The organism is Campylobacter sp. W0066.1, assembly GCF_024723635.1.
GTDB lineage: Bacteria > Campylobacterota > Campylobacteria > Campylobacterales > Campylobacteraceae > Campylobacter_D > Campylobacter_D lari_C.
In genome coordinates this window covers 97,642-113,855 of the sequence record NZ_JANQCW010000003.1, presented here as the reverse complement: position 1 = coordinate 113,855, position 16,214 = coordinate 97,642, and the positions used below count along the sequence as shown (strand labels likewise).

At 28.3% G+C, this 16,214-nt stretch carries 16 protein-coding genes; 14 read left to right on the top strand and 2 right to left on the bottom strand.

What is annotated here, in order from left to right; translation table 11 throughout:
- Window positions 1-116 precede the first annotated feature (116 nt).
- From CAMP18497_RS02030 to CAMP18497_RS02000, 7 genes are all read left to right on the top strand, one after another.
- Window positions 117-1,754, top strand: coding sequence for a hypothetical protein (locus tag CAMP18497_RS02030; RefSeq protein WP_337212307.1), 1,638 nt, complete (start codon window positions 117-119; stop codon window positions 1,752-1,754).
- Entirely contained in the window at window positions 1,751-2,926 is a 1,176-nt protein-coding gene (locus CAMP18497_RS02025) for a DUF6716 putative glycosyltransferase (protein WP_337212306.1), read from the top strand. The genes CAMP18497_RS02030 and CAMP18497_RS02025 overlap by 4 nt, the downstream gene beginning before the upstream one ends.
- Window positions 2,923-4,950 (top strand): capsular polysaccharide biosynthesis protein, encoded by a 2,028-nt coding sequence (locus CAMP18497_RS02020; protein WP_337212305.1) that lies wholly within the window; start codon window positions 2,923-2,925, stop codon window positions 4,948-4,950. Before CAMP18497_RS02025 ends, CAMP18497_RS02020 begins: the two co-directional genes overlap by 4 nt.
- Window positions 4,947-6,125 carry a capsule polysaccharide modification protein KpsS gene (kpsS, locus tag CAMP18497_RS02015; protein WP_337212304.1) on the top strand — a complete coding sequence of 393 codons (1,179 nt, stop codon included), beginning with the start codon at window positions 4,947-4,949 and terminating at the stop codon, window positions 6,123-6,125. The genes CAMP18497_RS02020 and kpsS overlap by 4 nt, the downstream gene beginning before the upstream one ends.
- A gap of 132 nt (window positions 6,126-6,257) precedes the next feature.
- Window positions 6,258-7,388: a DUF829 domain-containing protein gene (locus tag CAMP18497_RS02010; RefSeq protein WP_337212303.1), complete on the top strand. Its 1,131-nt coding sequence runs from the start codon at window positions 6,258-6,260 to the stop codon at window positions 7,386-7,388.
- A gap of 9 nt (window positions 7,389-7,397) precedes the next feature.
- On the top strand, window positions 7,398-8,771 hold the full coding sequence (locus CAMP18497_RS02005) for a cytochrome P450 (protein ID WP_337212302.1): 1,374 nt from the start codon (window positions 7,398-7,400) through the stop codon (window positions 8,769-8,771).
- Complete coding sequence (locus CAMP18497_RS02000; RefSeq protein ID WP_039617563.1) at window positions 8,768-9,121, top strand: membrane protein; 354 nt, start codon at window positions 8,768-8,770, stop codon at window positions 9,119-9,121. Before CAMP18497_RS02005 ends, CAMP18497_RS02000 begins: the two co-directional genes overlap by 4 nt.
- Here CAMP18497_RS02000 and nusA read toward each other — a convergent pair.
- Window positions 9,118-10,209, bottom strand: a complete 1,092-nt coding sequence (gene nusA / locus CAMP18497_RS01995; RefSeq protein ID WP_087700337.1) for a transcription termination factor NusA — start codon at window positions 10,207-10,209, stop codon at window positions 9,118-9,120. The two genes, CAMP18497_RS02000 and nusA, sit on opposite strands and share 4 nt — an antisense overlap.
- Before the next feature lie 123 nt (window positions 10,210-10,332).
- Between nusA and CAMP18497_RS01990 the strand changes: the two genes are divergently transcribed.
- The 6 genes from CAMP18497_RS01990 to CAMP18497_RS01965 are packed head-to-tail and all read left to right on the top strand — an operon-like array spanning window position 10,333 to window position 14,522.
- Window positions 10,333-10,575 carry an HP0268 family nuclease gene (locus tag CAMP18497_RS01990; RefSeq protein ID WP_039617566.1) on the top strand — a complete coding sequence of 81 codons (243 nt, stop codon included), beginning with the start codon at window positions 10,333-10,335 and terminating at the stop codon, window positions 10,573-10,575.
- A complete protein-coding gene (gene miaB / locus CAMP18497_RS01985; protein WP_337212301.1) occupies window positions 10,572-11,870 on the top strand; it encodes a tRNA (N6-isopentenyl adenosine(37)-C2)-methylthiotransferase MiaB in 1,299 nt (432 codons plus the stop codon). Before CAMP18497_RS01990 ends, miaB begins: the two co-directional genes overlap by 4 nt.
- A complete protein-coding gene (locus CAMP18497_RS01980; RefSeq protein WP_039617569.1) occupies window positions 11,854-12,477 on the top strand; it encodes a lysophospholipid acyltransferase family protein in 624 nt (207 codons plus the stop codon). The genes miaB and CAMP18497_RS01980 overlap by 17 nt, the downstream gene beginning before the upstream one ends.
- A 5-nt stretch (window positions 12,478-12,482) precedes the next feature.
- Window positions 12,483-13,448, top strand: a complete 966-nt coding sequence (locus CAMP18497_RS01975; protein ID WP_337212300.1) for a hypothetical protein — start codon at window positions 12,483-12,485, stop codon at window positions 13,446-13,448.
- Window positions 13,445-13,999: a hypothetical protein gene (locus CAMP18497_RS01970; RefSeq protein WP_337212299.1), complete on the top strand. Its 555-nt coding sequence runs from the start codon at window positions 13,445-13,447 to the stop codon at window positions 13,997-13,999. Before CAMP18497_RS01975 ends, CAMP18497_RS01970 begins: the two co-directional genes overlap by 4 nt.
- The gene (locus CAMP18497_RS01965) at window positions 13,983-14,522 is read left to right on the top strand and encodes a hypothetical protein (protein WP_263674752.1); all 540 of its coding nucleotides are present in this window, start codon (window positions 13,983-13,985) and stop codon (window positions 14,520-14,522) included. The genes CAMP18497_RS01970 and CAMP18497_RS01965 overlap by 17 nt, the downstream gene beginning before the upstream one ends.
- On the opposite strand, the gene CAMP18497_RS01960 is transcribed toward CAMP18497_RS01965, so the two are convergent.
- Entirely contained in the window at window positions 14,509-15,303 is a 795-nt protein-coding gene (locus CAMP18497_RS01960; protein WP_337212298.1) for a membrane lipoprotein lipid attachment site-containing protein, read from the bottom strand. The two genes, CAMP18497_RS01965 and CAMP18497_RS01960, sit on opposite strands and share 14 nt — an antisense overlap.
- A 72-nt stretch (window positions 15,304-15,375) precedes the next feature.
- Between CAMP18497_RS01960 and lgt the strand changes: the two genes are divergently transcribed.
- Entirely contained in the window at window positions 15,376-16,191 is an 816-nt protein-coding gene (gene lgt, locus CAMP18497_RS01955) for a prolipoprotein diacylglyceryl transferase (RefSeq protein WP_263668983.1), read from the top strand.
- Window positions 16,192-16,214: the final 23 nt, after the last annotated feature.

Sequence of the window (16,214 nt, the reverse complement as noted above, 5' to 3'; positions counted from 1 at the left end):
AAATCATGATAGTATCTTGGTTATATTCTAAATTTTGTTTTTTACATTTTTAAGAAAACAAATTTCATATTCGCATAAATAAAAAACAAGGTTATGGATAATTTAATGGAGTAAAAATGACAGTATATTTGCACATAGGGACTATGAAGACAGGAAGTACAAGTATTCAGACATTTTTTAATAAAAATTATTTATTATTAATTAAAAAGAATGTGTTGTTTCCTATAAAATGTACGTTTGCTGGCCACCATTATTTTTTAGTTTATCAATCAGGTGAATTTTGTCAAGAACAAGGAGCTAAAAAATTTTTTATGCATACTGGGAAATATAGATTGATCTCTAAAGATGAGATATATGAATATGTAAGAAAATGTAATTTAAATTATAAAGCAGAATTATTGAGTTCTAAATGTTCTAATGTTGTTTTTTCTGATGAATGTATTTCAAAAGATTTATTGGATAAAAAAGAAATTATTAATTTAAAAAAAATATTAAACGATGCAGGTTTTACAAAAATTATTATTTTGGTATATCTTAGAGAACAAACAGATTTTATTTCTTCTTGGTATTCTCAAGACATTAAACATGGGGCAACGGAAAATTACTATTTTAATAATTTCAATACCGAACATATAATTTTTAAAATGTCTAATTATAAATATCTTTTAGAAAATTATACTGAAGTCTTTGGAAAAGAAAATATTATTGTAAAAATTTTTGATAAGAATGAATTTTATAAAGGAGATTTGCTAAAAGATTTTATTTATAATATAGGTTTGGAATGGGATGATGATTTTATTATACCTGAAAAGGAAAATGAGAGTTTAGATCTATTAGGTATGGAATTATTGAAGGCTTTGAACCGAATAATTCCAAGATTTTTAAATGATTATACTTTAGATCCAAGCAGGATAGAAATACAAAGTTTAATTCAGGACTTATTTAAAAATAATACTGATGAGGGTTTGAAATTTAGACCTTCTAAAGCTACCTTGAGATTATATGAAAAATTATTTGAAGAATCCAACGAATGGGTAAGAAAAGAATTCTTTCCCTGTAAAGAAAGATTATTTCCTAAGAAAGATTTAAGCAATTATAAAGAAAATTATGAACTTAAGGAAATGAAACCAGAGTATTGGGATAAAATAGCTGAATTTATAACTGATATAGTTAAAACTAAAAATCAAAATATTGCAGATAAAACTAATATCATTCAAAATAAAGACAAAATTATTGTTGAACAAACTACCCAAATAAAATCTTTGCAAACAATTATAAAAAATAATGAATTAAGATTGAAGAATACTACAGAAGAGAAAGATAGAATTATAAATTTTAGAACAGCTCAATTCTATCAGGTCAAATCTCAAATAGCATTTCAAATTAAATACGGTACAGCTAAACAAAGAATTCAAAATCAACTTTCTTATAAACTTGGTCAAGCTATGGTAGTAAATTCTAAATCTATACTGGGTTATATAAGAATGCCTTTTGTATTATCTTATATAAAAGATAAACACAAACAAGAACAAAAAATCTATCAAGAAAAAATAAAAAAAGACTCATCGCTAATATTACCTCCATTAGAAAGCTATCCTGATTATAAAGAAGCCTTAAAAGAAAAAGAGTGTTTAACCTATAAACTAGGAGAAGCTCTTATACAAGCTAACAAAACTTGGTATAAGGGAGGATATATTGGACTACTGTTTAAGATAAAAAGACTAAAAAAGGATTTTAAGAAAGGTGCGAGATGAAAGTATTGATTTTGTCTGATTTTGATTCTCGTTTAAAATGGGGCTTGAGTTTTGCTTTTTTTTTAAAAAAGTATTATAAGATTACTATTTATTGTAAAGAAAAAAATTTAAGTCAATTTCAGAGTTATTGTTTAGATGAATATAATATTTTAAAATACGACAATTTGATTTATCTTTTGCAACAAAATAATATTTTTTTAGATTATGATTTAATTTTCTTATCTTTAGGTGGTGGGGAAAATATTAAATTTTTTTATTATCTTAATCAATTTTATGATAAATATCAAATAAGACCTTTGGTGGTTACGGGTATGAATGGCTTGACAGATTCTAATGATACTCATGCATTATTATGTAGAATTGGTGCAGATTTGATTTGTGTAAATTCTTTAGAAAATTTAAAGAATTTTAAGAAAAAAATGTCTTTATTGGGATTATCGAGTAATAATTTGTTTTATTCAGGTTATGGACGCTTATACAATCAAAATAAAATTCCTTATAATAACGAAATAAAAACTATTCTTTTTGTTGAGCAGCCTAGTATTCCAAAGCATATTAAACAAAAAAAATATTTGGTTGAGAAAATCATAGAATATGCTAATAGATATCCTTTGAGAAGAATTATAATAAAAAAAAGAGCAATTTTACATAAGCAGCATATGAACGCTCACTTAAAAGATGATACCATATTTGATTTTTTTATGAAAAATAATATAAAAATTCCAAATAATTTAATTTTTAACGATAGCTCTGTTGAGGAATTAATGTATCAAGTTGATCTTTGTGTATCTTTTTATTCTACAGTAATTATAGAAGCAATTGCTCTCGGAGTTAGATCGATTATTATTAAAGATTTTGGTATAGGTAGAAGTAATGAAAATCATCATTTTATTGGAAGTGGATTATTAATTTCTTTAAATGAGTGGATAGAAGATAAAATTCCAAATGTTAATCAAGAATGGAAAAAAAATAATTGCGAACTTATTGATGAAAATGTAGTTTTATCATTGATAAATTTGATTGATAAATTAAAATTTTCAAAAATTGGAAAAGCGAATGTTTTTTATAATAAAAAGGATTTTCCTTATTTCTATAATTTTTTATATAGAAAAAATAAAGTTCAAAGTTTTATCGGGAAATATATAAGTTTTTTAAAAAGTAAAATAACATGAAATTTTACACGATATCTAAAAAACTAAAGGAAAATGTTAAAGATTTTTATAAAATAGTTCCATATCATGTTTATAAAAACATTATGCAAGAAGATGTTTTTGTAGGTTGGGGTAGGAAGAAGTCGGGCTTAAAAGCTATAGAGTTAGCTAAAAAGCACAATGTAAAATTTTTACTTTTAGAAGATGGCTTTTTACGCTCATTAAATTTAGGTGTAGAAAATAGCCCAAGTTTTTCTATTGTCAAAGATGATGAGGGAATTTATTACGATGCGACTATGCCTTCTAAACTTGAAAATATTTTAAATACTTATGAGTTTAGCGCCGAAGAATTAGAACAGGCAAAAAAAGCTATAGAGCTTATAAAAAAAGAAAAACTTAGTAAGTATAATAACAATCTTTGCGTGCCAAAAGAGCTTTTTAACACTAACGAAGAACGCGCATTGATCATCACTCAAGTAGCAAATGATGCTTCTCTTAAATTTGGTTTAGCTGATAGTTTTTCAACTCAAGATATCATAAATGATGCTATTAAAGAAAATCCAAATGCTAAAGTATATATTAAAATTCATCCTGATGTATTAAGCGGTAAAAAACAAAGTGATTTTAACGCACAAGATTTACCAAGTAAATGTGTAGTTATAAAAGAAAATTATAATCCCATAGAATTATTAAGTTATTTTAAAAAAGTTTATACGAAAACTTCTGGTATGGGTTTTGAAGCTTTGATGTTGGGATGTGAATGTGTGTGTTATGGTATGCCATTTTATGCAGGTTGGGGTTTAACTCAAGATAAGCAAGCGTGCAAAAGAAGGCTTAAAAAAAGAACTTTAGAAGAGGTTTTTTATGCTACTTATATTTTATATAGTGAGTATTTTAATCCTTATTTAAATCAAAAAAGTGATATTTTTGATACTATTTATACTTTAGCAAAGTATAAAAAGATAGAGCAAGCTAATTCAAATACTTTGTATTTTTTAGGTTTTTCTAAATGGAAAAGAGAATTTACAAGACCATTTTTTAAAGCTAAGAATAATAAAATCATTTTTTTAAACTCATTAGATGAACTTTACAAAGCGAATTTGGATTCTGAGGATAAAATTTTCATTTGGGGTAAAAAGCATGATAAAGCTTTATTAGTCAAAGATTTTAGCAATGAAATTTTCTTAGTAGAAGATGGCTTTTTGCGCTCTGTTTTTTTAGGTTCAGATCTCACACGTCCTTTTTCTTTAATAGTAGATAGTAAAGGCTTGTATGTCGATCCAAGCAAGCCAAGTGATTTAGAAGATATTTTGCAAAATCACATTTTTGATGAAAGTTTAAAACAAAGAGCTAAAAAACTCATCATCACCATCACACAAAATAAATTTTCAAAGTATAATGGCTTAAAGCATGAAAAATTAAATTTTAATACCAATAAAAAAATTATTTTAATCCCTGCTCAAGTAGAAGATGATGCTTCTATGATCTTAGGTGGAGCTGGTTATGATACCTTAAAACTTTTACAAAGCGTAAGAGAAGCAAATGAAAACGCCTTTATAGTTTTTAAACCTCATCCTGATGTATTAAGCGGTAACCGTAAAGGTTTAAAAGATAAAAGCATTATTTTAAAATATTGTGATGAAATTATAGAAAATATCAGCATAGATAGTGCTATAAATGCAAGTGATGAAGTACATACCATAACCTCTACAAGTGGTTTTGATGCTCTTTTGCGTGGTAAAAAAGTAGTGGTCTATGGTAAGCCTTTTTATGCAGGTTGGGGTTTGACTACAGATTTACATCAAATCCCAAGACGTACAAGAGTGCTTAGTTTAGAAGAGCTTGTTGCGGGGGCTTTGATCCTTTATCCAAGATACATCCATCCAAAAAATAAAAATTTATGTGAAGTTGAGCTTGCATTAGATATAATGTTAAAAATGCAAAAAGATTATTTTTCTAAATTTTATTTGCGTTGGTTTATGGATATAAGAATTTATATATTAAGAAAAATAAGAAGATTGATAGAATTTATTTTGATGAGATGAATTTAAGTAAAAAGTTAAAAAAATTTTCTGGTAAAAATGTTTTATTGCTCCAAGGACCTGTGGGTGGATTTTTTCGTAAAATTGCTACAAAAATTCCAAAAGCTAAGGTTTATAAAGTAAATTTTAATGGTGGAGATTTTTTCTTTTATCCTTTTAAAAGCATTAATTACACTAAAAGTTTAGCCGAGCTTGAAAATTTTTATAAAAAGCTTTTTGAAGAAAAACAAATTCAAGTTATCTTGATGTATAATGATTGCAGAAAAGTGCATGAGATAGCCATTAATGTTGCTAAGCAAATGGGTATTGAAGTATGGATTTTTGAAGAAGGTTATATAAGACCAAATTTCATTACTTTTGAAAAAGATGGGGTGAATGCAAACTCCACTTTGCCAAGAGAAAAAGAATTTTATCTAAGTCAGAAAAAATTTGATAAAGATTTTAAATTTAAAACCTTCTCAAGCACTTTTAGAAATATGGCCTTTGCTTCGTTTTTATACTGGCTTTTTGCTTTTTTATTTTCTTGGTATTTTAATAATTCTTTACACCATAGAAGTTTAAAATTATTTGACTTTTTACCTTGGCTTTGCTCAGTATATAGAAAAAACAAATACAAAATCACAGAAAAAAGTTTAAATGAAAAAATTCTTTCTCTAAAACAAAAGTATTTTTTGGCTATTTTGCAAGTGCATAATGATACTCAACTTTCCCATCATTATAAAAAAACTACAGAAAAATTTATAGAAGAAGTGATTATCTCTTTTGCTAATCATACCAAAGCAAAGTCTTATCTAGTATTTAAACATCATCCTATGGATCGTGGCTATAGGGACTATAATAAACTTATAGAAGATTTGAGCTTAAAATACAATGTCGAGGGTAGAATTTTATATGTGCACGATTTACACTTACCTACACTTTTAATCAATACAAGAGGTACTATAGTCATAAATAGTACAGTAGGACTTTCTGCTTTATATCACAATAGTCCTTTAAAGGTTATGGGTGAAGCTTTTTATGATATAGAAGGTTTGACTTATCAAAAAAGCTTACATACTTTTTGGAAAGAATGCAGGGCATATAAGCCTGATGCTGTTTTGCACGCTAAATTTAGAAATTATGTGATATATAAAACCCAAGTTAATGGGAATTTTTTCAAAAATACTAGTTTAAATTGATTTTTATAGCTTAGAGCTTTAATGAATAATTTCAGAGTAAAAACACCTCATTTTGCCTTTAAATAAGCATTTGACAAAGATAACAACTTTAGCTATATTTTTAAATTCATTTTGAGTTTATTTGGGATTTTAATGGATAAATTGTGTCAAAAAAGAGATGTTTTTTATATAGCTGGTTATGATCCTAGAGGATATAGGCATTATTATGCTATGTTTAAAAAAAATTTAACCGAGCAAAATACACTTTTAAATTATGATTATACTTTATCAAAAGCTCAAGTTAATATATATGCTTTTTGGCAAATTCAAACCCCGCATACAAGCACTACTTACACCTTTTTAAGCTGGAATGATATAGTTAAAAAAAACTGGTCAGAAGGTATAAAAGATGCTTTGAGTGATTGTTATAGTTTTTTTAGAATTTATACCATCACAGGACTTTTTTTAAAATTCGGTAAAGAATCCCCACACCAACTTATCACAGGTTATTATCCATTTTTTTATGTACTTTTGAGTTTTATTTTTACTTTATTTTGTGCTTTTGGAAGCTTATTTTATTTGCAAAATTTTCATATTGTTTTAGGAATTTTAGCTTTTATTTTATCATTAGTATTTTTACCAAAAATGCTTTATAAATTAGGCAAGAAATTAGCTGTTTTTTGGATAGCTAGAATTTGTTCTTTTTGTGCAAACTGGGAGAAAAATTCTCAAAGTGAACTTGAATTAAGAATGGATGATTTTGCTAGAGTTATCTTTGAAAAACTAAAAGAAAATGCAAATGACAAAAATTACGAACTTATCTTAAGCGCACATAGTGTAGGAACGGTGCTTTGTATAAATGTTTTAGCAAAAGTGCTTAGAAAATGTGAAGATGAAAATATATCTTTTGAAAATTTAAAGGTTTTAACTTTAGGTGAGTGTATACCTTTGGTAAGCTATCAAAAAAGATCTTTTGGGTTTAGAAAAGAGTTAGAATATTTAGGAAGTAAAAATTTAATATGGTATGATTTTACTTCTATTATTGATGGGGCTTGTTTTGCACAAGTTGATTTTATACGCACAAGCGGAGTAAAAGCACAATTTGGCCCAAAATACCTTTCGGCTAAATTTCATACCTTATATAAAAATAAAGATTATAAAAAAATCAAAAAAGATAAATATAAAGCGCATTTTTTATATTTATTTGCTACGCAAATTCAAGGGGTGTATAACTTTTTTGAATTTGTCATAGGCAAAAATAAATTAGAAGAAAAAATCAAATAGGAGAAAAACATGGGTCAGTGTCCTTTTCATCCAAAGCCTTATAAAAATAAAGCTTCTACATTAACTACTTTTTTACTAAAAAGAAGATCGTGGCTTGATGGACTTTATGAGCGAAGCTATAAGATGATGATGGGTAGAGTAAAAATGCCCGGATTTGATCTATATGTAGTAAATGATCCAAAAGAAGTTAGACGCATTATGGTAGATGAGGTTAGAGAATACCCAAAAAGCCAACTTTTACATGAACTTTTAGAGCCACTTTTAGGTATAAGCATTTTTACAACTAATGATAGAGTATGGGAAAAGCAAAGAGAGCTTTTAAGGCCTTCTTTTGAAATGACAAGGATTTCTAAGGTTTTTAATTTAATGAGCGAAGCAGCTTCTGATATGATGGCAAGATTTGCAAGATATGAAGATAAAGCGATTATAGAAGTAGATGAAGCTATGACTTTTGTAACTGCGGATGTGATTTTTAGAACTATCATGTCATCAAAACTTGATGAGCAAAAAGGCAAACTTGTTTTGGATGCTTTTGTAACTGTGCAAGAAGAAACAGTTAAAACAGCTATGCGAAGAATGTTTCGCTTTCCGACTTGGCTTTCAAATCTTTTAGGCGAGAGAAGAAGACTTAAAGCAGGCGGAATTATACGCAAGGTTTTATCAGATATTATAAAACCAAGATATGATAATGCCCTAAATGATCAAGGAAAATATGAAGATATTTTATCATCATTGCTTATGGTAGTCGATGCAGATACTAATGAGAGATTTTCTTTTAATGAAATTTTAGACCAAGTTGCCATGCTTTTCTTAGCAGGCCATGAGACTACTGCAAGTTCGCTAACTTGGACGCTATATATTTTAAGTATTTCTCCAAATGAGCAACAAAAAGCTTATGAAGAAATCATGCAAGTTGCGGGTGATGAGGAGTTTAAAATAGAGCATATTAGAGCGATGAAATATCTTACAAATGTGTTTAAAGAAAGTTTAAGACTTTATCCACCAGTTGGTTTTTTTGCTAGAGAAGCAAGAAATGAAAGCAAAATGAGAGATAAGCTTATTAAAAAAGGTTCAGGCGTAGTTGTAGCTCCATGGCTTATCCATAGGCATGATAGTTTTTGGGAAAATCCACATGAGTTTGATCCAAGTCGCCATGAAGATAAAAGCAAGATTAAAAAAGACACTTATATGCCTTTTGGTATGGGAGAGCGTGTGTGTATAGGGCAGGGCTTTGCTATGCAAGAGGCTGTTTTGATTTTAGCTAATATTTTAAGGACTTATAAGTTAGAATTAGAAGAAAATTTTGTACCTGATATAGTAGGAAGACTGACTATAAGATCAGCAAATGGTATGAATATAAGATTTATAAAAAGGCAAAAATGAAAGAAAAATTAGCAGGAACCATACTACTTTGTGCTATTGTTCCTTTGGCGGTGATTAGTTATCTTTTTATTGTTATAGTAGGTACTTTTGGTAATCCTGCTAGGGTTAGACAAGGTGTGAGAGCACTTGATCATTTTGTTAATGCTACTTTGTTTAATGGCTATGCTTGGGAGTCTTTATCATCTCATGCTTGGAGAGAGCGCGATAAAAGATGGGCTAAAATAGTTATTAAAATTACAGATTTTTTTGACAAAAATCACTGTCAAAAGGCAAATAAAAGAGAACAGCCTGTAGTAGATTTAGTTTTAGAAAGAAAGCTTACCGAACAAACTGTCGGTAAGCAGCTTTAATTTTCTCCAAATAAGGCTTTAAGATTTTTAAATGCTTCTTCTTGGTTATTAGTTTTATCTTCATTATTTACTTCATTAAGCTCTATCTCATATCCAAGAAGCATGCTAGCTAAGCGTATATTAATACCACTTTTTCCTATGGCTTTGCTTTTTTGCTCGCTATTTAGCGTTACAATAGCCTTTTTATCTTCAATACCAACTGAGTTTATAATGGCTGGAGCTAAGCTTCTAGTGATTAAAATTGCCATTTCATTAGAATACTCAATACAGTCGATATTTTCATTTTTTAATTCTTTGCTTACAGCATTGATTCTAACTCCTTTTATACCCACAGTTGCTCCTACTGCATCAACGCTTGGGCTATTTGCTTGTAAGATAATTTTTGCTCTCTCACCTGGAATTCTTGCACTTGCATAAATATTTATAAGGCCATCTTTGATTTCAGGAACTTCAGCTTTTAATAAAGCTTCTAAAAATTTAGGGCTAGTTCTACTAAGCTCCATTCTCATACCTGATTTATCGATATATACATGTCTAATAACAGCTTTAATCACATCGCCTACTTTAAATTTTTCACCTTTGATACGATTTTTTCTAGGTAAATATGCACGAAACTCATCAATTTCTACATAAGTATTTTCTTCGCTATCCACTCTTACTACGCTACCAAAAACCATATGTCCTACCATTTTTTGGTATTTTTCATAGATTTTTTCTTCTAAGAGTTTTTGAATGTTATATTCTAATTCTTTATGTAAGATATTTACAGCAGTACGGCCTAAATTTTCTAAAGAACACTCATAAGTTAGCTCATCGCCAATTTCTACATCTTTAGCTTCTGCTCTTGCTTTACTTAAAGCGATAAAATGCTCATTTTCATTTTCTAATCTTTCATCATTATCAGCTACTACGATGATTTTTTGATAAAGTTGTAAATTTTTACCTGAATCAACAAAAAATTCATACTTATCGCCATAAATTTTCTTAGCAGTATTAATAAGTGCTTTTTTAACTCTTTCTCTTACATCTTCTATTTGTAAATTTTTCTCATTAGCAATGGATTCAATTATATCTGTGATTTTTTCCATAATGACAATACAACCTTAATTTTGGATTTTAAAAGTTTGAAGGATAAAATTATATCTTTAATAAGTTTAATTAAAAGTAAAATTTGCTATAATTTCAGATTAAAAAAACTTGAGGATGATGATATGGATTTAAAAATAGCAAGAACCTCTGTTGATGAAAAGCCAAAAAGTATAAGTTTAGAAAGTATTGAAAAGGCTGTAGATAAAGAAGGTCAAAAATTTTTCTATTTTGATAAAGATAATGCACATAAGCAATTAATCGCTTTGGTAGAGCATTTTGAAAAAAAAGGAAAATGTGTTTATCATAGAACAATCAAATATGGTTTAGATGATACAGATTTTATGTATGAGGTACACATTCTTTGAGTAAAAAACTTTTTATACAAACTTTAGGTTGTGCTATGAATGTGCGTGATTCAGAGCATATGATAGCCGAACTTAAAGAAAAAGAAAATTACGAACTAACTCAAGATGCAAAAGAAGCAGATTTGATTTTAATCAATACTTGCTCAGTGCGTGAAAAGCCTGTGCATAAGCTTTTTTCAGAAGTTGGAAGCTTTGAAAAAATCAAAAAAAATGGAGCTAAAATAGGAGTTTGTGGTTGCACTGCTTCACATTTAGGAGATGAGATTTTCAAGCGCGCTCCAAATGTGGATTTTGTTTTGGGTGCTAGAAATGTTTCTAAAATCACAAAGGCTGTAAATACGCCAAAATTTTTAGGCAATGATATAGATTTTGATGAGAGTAATTATGCTTTTGCAGATTTTAGAAATAGCCTTTATAAGACTTATATTAATATCTCCATAGGTTGTGATAAACATTGTACTTATTGTATAGTGCCTCATACAAGAGGAGATGAAATTTCTATACCTTTTGAGATTATTAAAAATGAAGCATTGAAAGCTGTTTCTAGAGGTGCTAAAGAGATTTTTTTACTAGGACAAAATGTTAATAATTATGGTAAAAGATTTTCTAATGCACATGAAAAGATTAATTTTTCAGATCTTTTAGAAAGACTAAGTGAAATTGAAGGTTTAGAGCGTATCCGCTTTACAAGTCCACATCCATTGCATATGGATGATAGGTTTTTAGAGGTTTTTTCTAAAAATCCTAAAGTATGTAAGTCTATGCATGTGCCTTTACAAAGTGGCTCAAGTGAAATTTTAAAAGCTATGAAGCGTGGTTATACTAAAGAGTGGTATTTAGATAGAGCATTGAAACTTCGTTCTATGTGTAAAGATGTGAGTATTTCTACTGATGTGATTGTAGCTTTTCCAGGTGAGAGTGATAAAGACTTTGAAGATACTATGGATGTACTTGAAAAAGTGCGTTTTGAGCAAATGTTTTCTTTTAAATACTCTAAAAGACCATTAACTAAAGCTGCAACTATGCCAAATCAAATTCCTGATGATATAGCTTCAAAACGCTTGAATATTTTACAAGCAAGACATACAGAAATTTTAGATGAAATTGTTGCAAAACAAAAAGATAAAGAATTTGAAGTTTTATTTGAAGAATTAAGAAGTGAAGGCTTTGTAGCAGGTAGAAGTGATAATAACTTTTTGATTCAAGTTAGAGGTAGTGAAGAGTTATTAGGACAAATGAAAAAAGTAAAAATCACCAATCCTAGGCGTATGGTGTTAAATGGCGAAATCCTTTAAGATTAATCTTTTAGCTTTTGGAATTTTTTTATTACAATGGCTGATTTTTTTAACTTGTAGAAAGGTTTATTTAGGGCAAAAGCTTCCAAAAAGATCATGTGTGATACTTTTTTGGCATGGGCGTCTTGCTCTCATGCCTTTTGCCTATCGTAAAATGGGTATTAAAGGAAAAAAGGCTTATGTGATGATTTCACACCATAAAGACGGAGAAATCATTGCTAGAAATATTGCCTTTTTTGGTTTGGATACTTTAAGAGGTAGCACAAGCAAAGGTGCTTTGGCTTTATTAAAACAATCTTTTAAAATTTTAGATCAAGGCGATGATGTGATTATCACTCCAGATGGACCAAGAGGACCTTATCATAGTGTTTCAGATGGTTCTGTGATGATAGCTTTGAAAAAAAATGCTCCACTTTTTTTGCTAAATTACGAAGCAAGTTCTTTTTGGGAATTTAAAAGTTGGGATAAAATGATCTTACCTAAACCTTTTTCTAAGATTACTTATAGACTAAGTGAAGAAATCAAAATACAAAATTTAAATTTAGAAGAAGCTAAAGTATTGATAAAAGAAAAATTTGATATGATAAGTCAAATAGACAAAGGATAAACACTATGTTATCTTTTTTTAGAAAGTATATTTTACAACTTTTAGTTTGTATTTGCTATGATGAAAAACAATACATTATAAGATGTCATACTTGGAAAAAATCCCAAGCTGTGGATACTTTTGAAAAAAGCTTTGAAGATAAAGAAAAAGCCATAGAATATGTAAAAAATTTAACTAAAGATTTTCAAATTTATTATATATGCACTTTTTTTTCTCCTATTGCCCAAGGCGTTGTGCCAAGCTCAAATTTTAAAGATCTTTCTAATTTTGGTGTTGATGCAAGTAGTGTTAAGTGTATTTCTTTTAATAATGGTTTATTATATGCATCTAATCATTCTTTAAGCTCATATGAGCAAGATTATGAGGCTTTTGGCGGTTTGGATTTGCTTTATTCGCCTTTTTCTTTGCTTTATCATTGTATGGCAAATAGAGGTTTTGAAGAAAAAATAGGCCTTTATGTGTATAGATACCATGATTTTGTTGCGATGTTAATTTGTAAAAATGAAGCTATATTGTTTGGAAGTTATTTTAATATAGCTAGTCAAAATTATGATGAAGATGATTTTTTTGATGATATTAAAGAAGAATTTGATTTACAAATTGATGATGAAAATCAAGAAGAAGAAAATGAGCAAAATTATGATTTAAAAAGTTTAGAAGAAATGAGTCAAGAGCTTGATAAACTTGAGGAATTAGATGAAGAAAAAGAAGAACTTCCTATTGAGTCTTTAGAAAATTTTAGCTCAGATATGAAAATGATAGAATACATCATTTCAAGTGTAAAAGAATTTTATCAAAATCCTTTGTATGATAATAGCTTTTTGGAAGAAATTGTGATTTTTGATGAGGAAAGTTTTAGTTCGACCTCGCTTGATTATTTAGAAAATGAGCTTTTTATAAAACCTAAAGTAGAACTTGTAGATACTTTAAATTTGATGAATGAACTTATGGTGAAGGACTTAAAATTATGAGATATAGTCTAATCAAACCTAAGATAAAACCTGTTTTTAATCTTTTTACTAGAATTTGGATTTATTTTACTAGCATTAGCGTTGCTTTGATTTTTGTAGTATTTATTGTGGTTGTTTTTAAAAGCTATTATGTGTCTGTACAACTTGATAATAAAAAAGAAGAATTAGCTCAAATTATCGCACAAATTAATGCTAACAAGCTTAAATATCAAGAATTAGTAAGACAAAATGATAAAGCAGAGTTGATTTTGGGAGATTTAGAGCAAGAGCAAGAAAATGGTAAAAATAAAGTTTTATTAAAAAGTATTCAAAATCTTTTTACCTTAGTACCTAAAAATATATCTTTAGATGAGGTTTTAATGGAAGATAGATCACTTATTTTAAGAGGCATTACACCTACTAAAGAAATGTTTGCGTTATTATTAGAGGCTCCATTAAGAAGTATTTTTTCCAATTCTCAAACAAGTTATTATCAATTAGAAAACGGGTGGTATCGCTTTGTAAGTGTAAATATCACTATACCAGAGGAAATGTATGAGCAAAAACGATAAGAGCTTAGAAGAAGCTGATGTATTAAAAATCTTGATTTACTCTTTTTCATTTGTTGCGCTTTGTGCGATTTTGATTTTATTTTTAATCGTGCCTTTTTTGAAAGATTATAAAATCGAACATTCAAGATTAGCAACCCAGCAAATTCAAAATACTAAAGCAATAAATGAGTTACAAGCTTTAGAAAAAGTTATTGATGAGTTTCAAAAGGTGAATGCGCAAAATTTAGCTCAAATCAATGCAGAATTTTCACAAAAAGAATTATTAGAATTCATGAAAAATTACTTTGATGATGTTAAAATTAATCTCATTCCTATTAAAAAAGAGCAAGAGTATCTAAAGTATCAATTTGGAGCTAATGTAAAGATGAAAAATCCTCAGGCTTTTTACTCTTTTTTAAATGATTTGCAAAGATATAAAAATTTAATAGAAATTAGCACTCCTGTAGAGTTTAAATCCGAAGAAAAACACATTAATCTTAAATTTAAGATCAAAGTGTTTTATGCACAAGCTATTCAAAGATGATTACTTCATTATTTTGATAAGGAGTGGCTTCTTCTTTTTTATCATCTTGTTTTACATCTTGAACTTCTGAGTTTTCTTGTGTTTTTGGCTCTTCTTTGATTTCTTTTACACTAGTTTTTAAACTAGATGTGATTTCTTTATAAAAAGCAACAAAAACTTTATCAATTTCTAAAGCACTTGCTGCAAGACTTTCATTAAGCTGAGTAGGAACAGCACTGTATACCTCTCTAAAGCTTTCTATGCTTGCTTGACCTTTTATAGGATAATTTAAAATAATAGGATCGTTTAATTTTGCTGAGCTTGTTGTGCTTTGAAAAGTATCTTCTTGATGTAAATTATTTAAATGACTTTGAGCTTCTAAAATAATCATAAAAGAAGACTCTACGCTATCGCCTCCAAGACTTGAATTTCTTGTAACCTTATCTTCATATAAATTAGCATTAATAACTATATTAAAAGCATAATCAGGATTTTCATTATCTATAGTATATCCTTTACTTTGAAGCAATGCTTTGCTATCTTCTAAAAGTTGTTTTTTGAGTAATTCTAAGCTTTTATTAATTCTTTGATTTAGAGTAGATTGCTCAAAATATGAACTATAAAAAGTGCTTTTTATAATTTCTACATCATTGATTTTGACTTTAGGGCTATTAGCATTTGTGTGGTTATGTTCTTCAAAAGTGCTTTTAAAATTTGGCATAGAAATATAATAAGTTTTTTGATTACCAGTGCATGCACTTAAAAATAAAATTATGCTAAAAAATAATAATATTTTTTTCATTTTCTCTCCTTATGATTTTTATAATTATAACAATTTTTTGCTATATTATATGTTTTATAATAAGGGCTTTTTATGGAATTTTGGCAAAATATTTATGCAAATTTTGATGTAGTGGCTTTTGAAATTTTTGGTTTAAAAGTGCATTGGTATGGCATTATGTATGTGCTAGCCTTGCTTGTTGCTTTAATGGTTGCAAAATATTATGCGATTAAAGACAATATGGGAATTTCTAAAGCTATGCTTGATAGCTATTTTATATGGGTAGAAATAGGGGTGATTTTAGGTGCAAGAATAGGCTATATTTTAATTTATGATGCACATACTTTATGGTATCTTACACATCCTTGGCAAATTTTTAATCCCTTTTATAATGGAGAATTTGTAGGGATTAGGGGTATGAGTTATCATGGAGCTGTTGTGGGATTTTTAATAGCAACTTATGCTTTTTGTAAAAAAAATAAGCAGAATTTATGGAAATATTTAGATTTGGTTGCTATTAGTGTGCCATGTGGATATATTTTTGGTCGTATTGGAAATTTTTTAAATCAAGAATTATTTGGTAGAGCTACAGAAGTACCTTGGGGTATTTATGTAGATGGGATATTGCGTCATCCATCGCAGCTTTATGAAGCATTTTTAGAAGGTTTTGTAGTTTTTGCTATTTTATTACTAATAAAAAAATATAAAAAATACAATGGAGAATTGATTGCTTACTATACGATTTTATATGCCCTAGCGCGCTTTGTATGCGAGTTTTTTAGAGAGCCTGATTTTGGTATAGGCTTTGTTGCTTTTGGTATGAGTATGGGTCAGATATTAAGCTTATTAATGTTTTTATTAGGACTATTTCTATCTTTTTATTTAAGAAATATTAAAAAAAATTTATAAATTTTTATTTATTTTAAGAATAA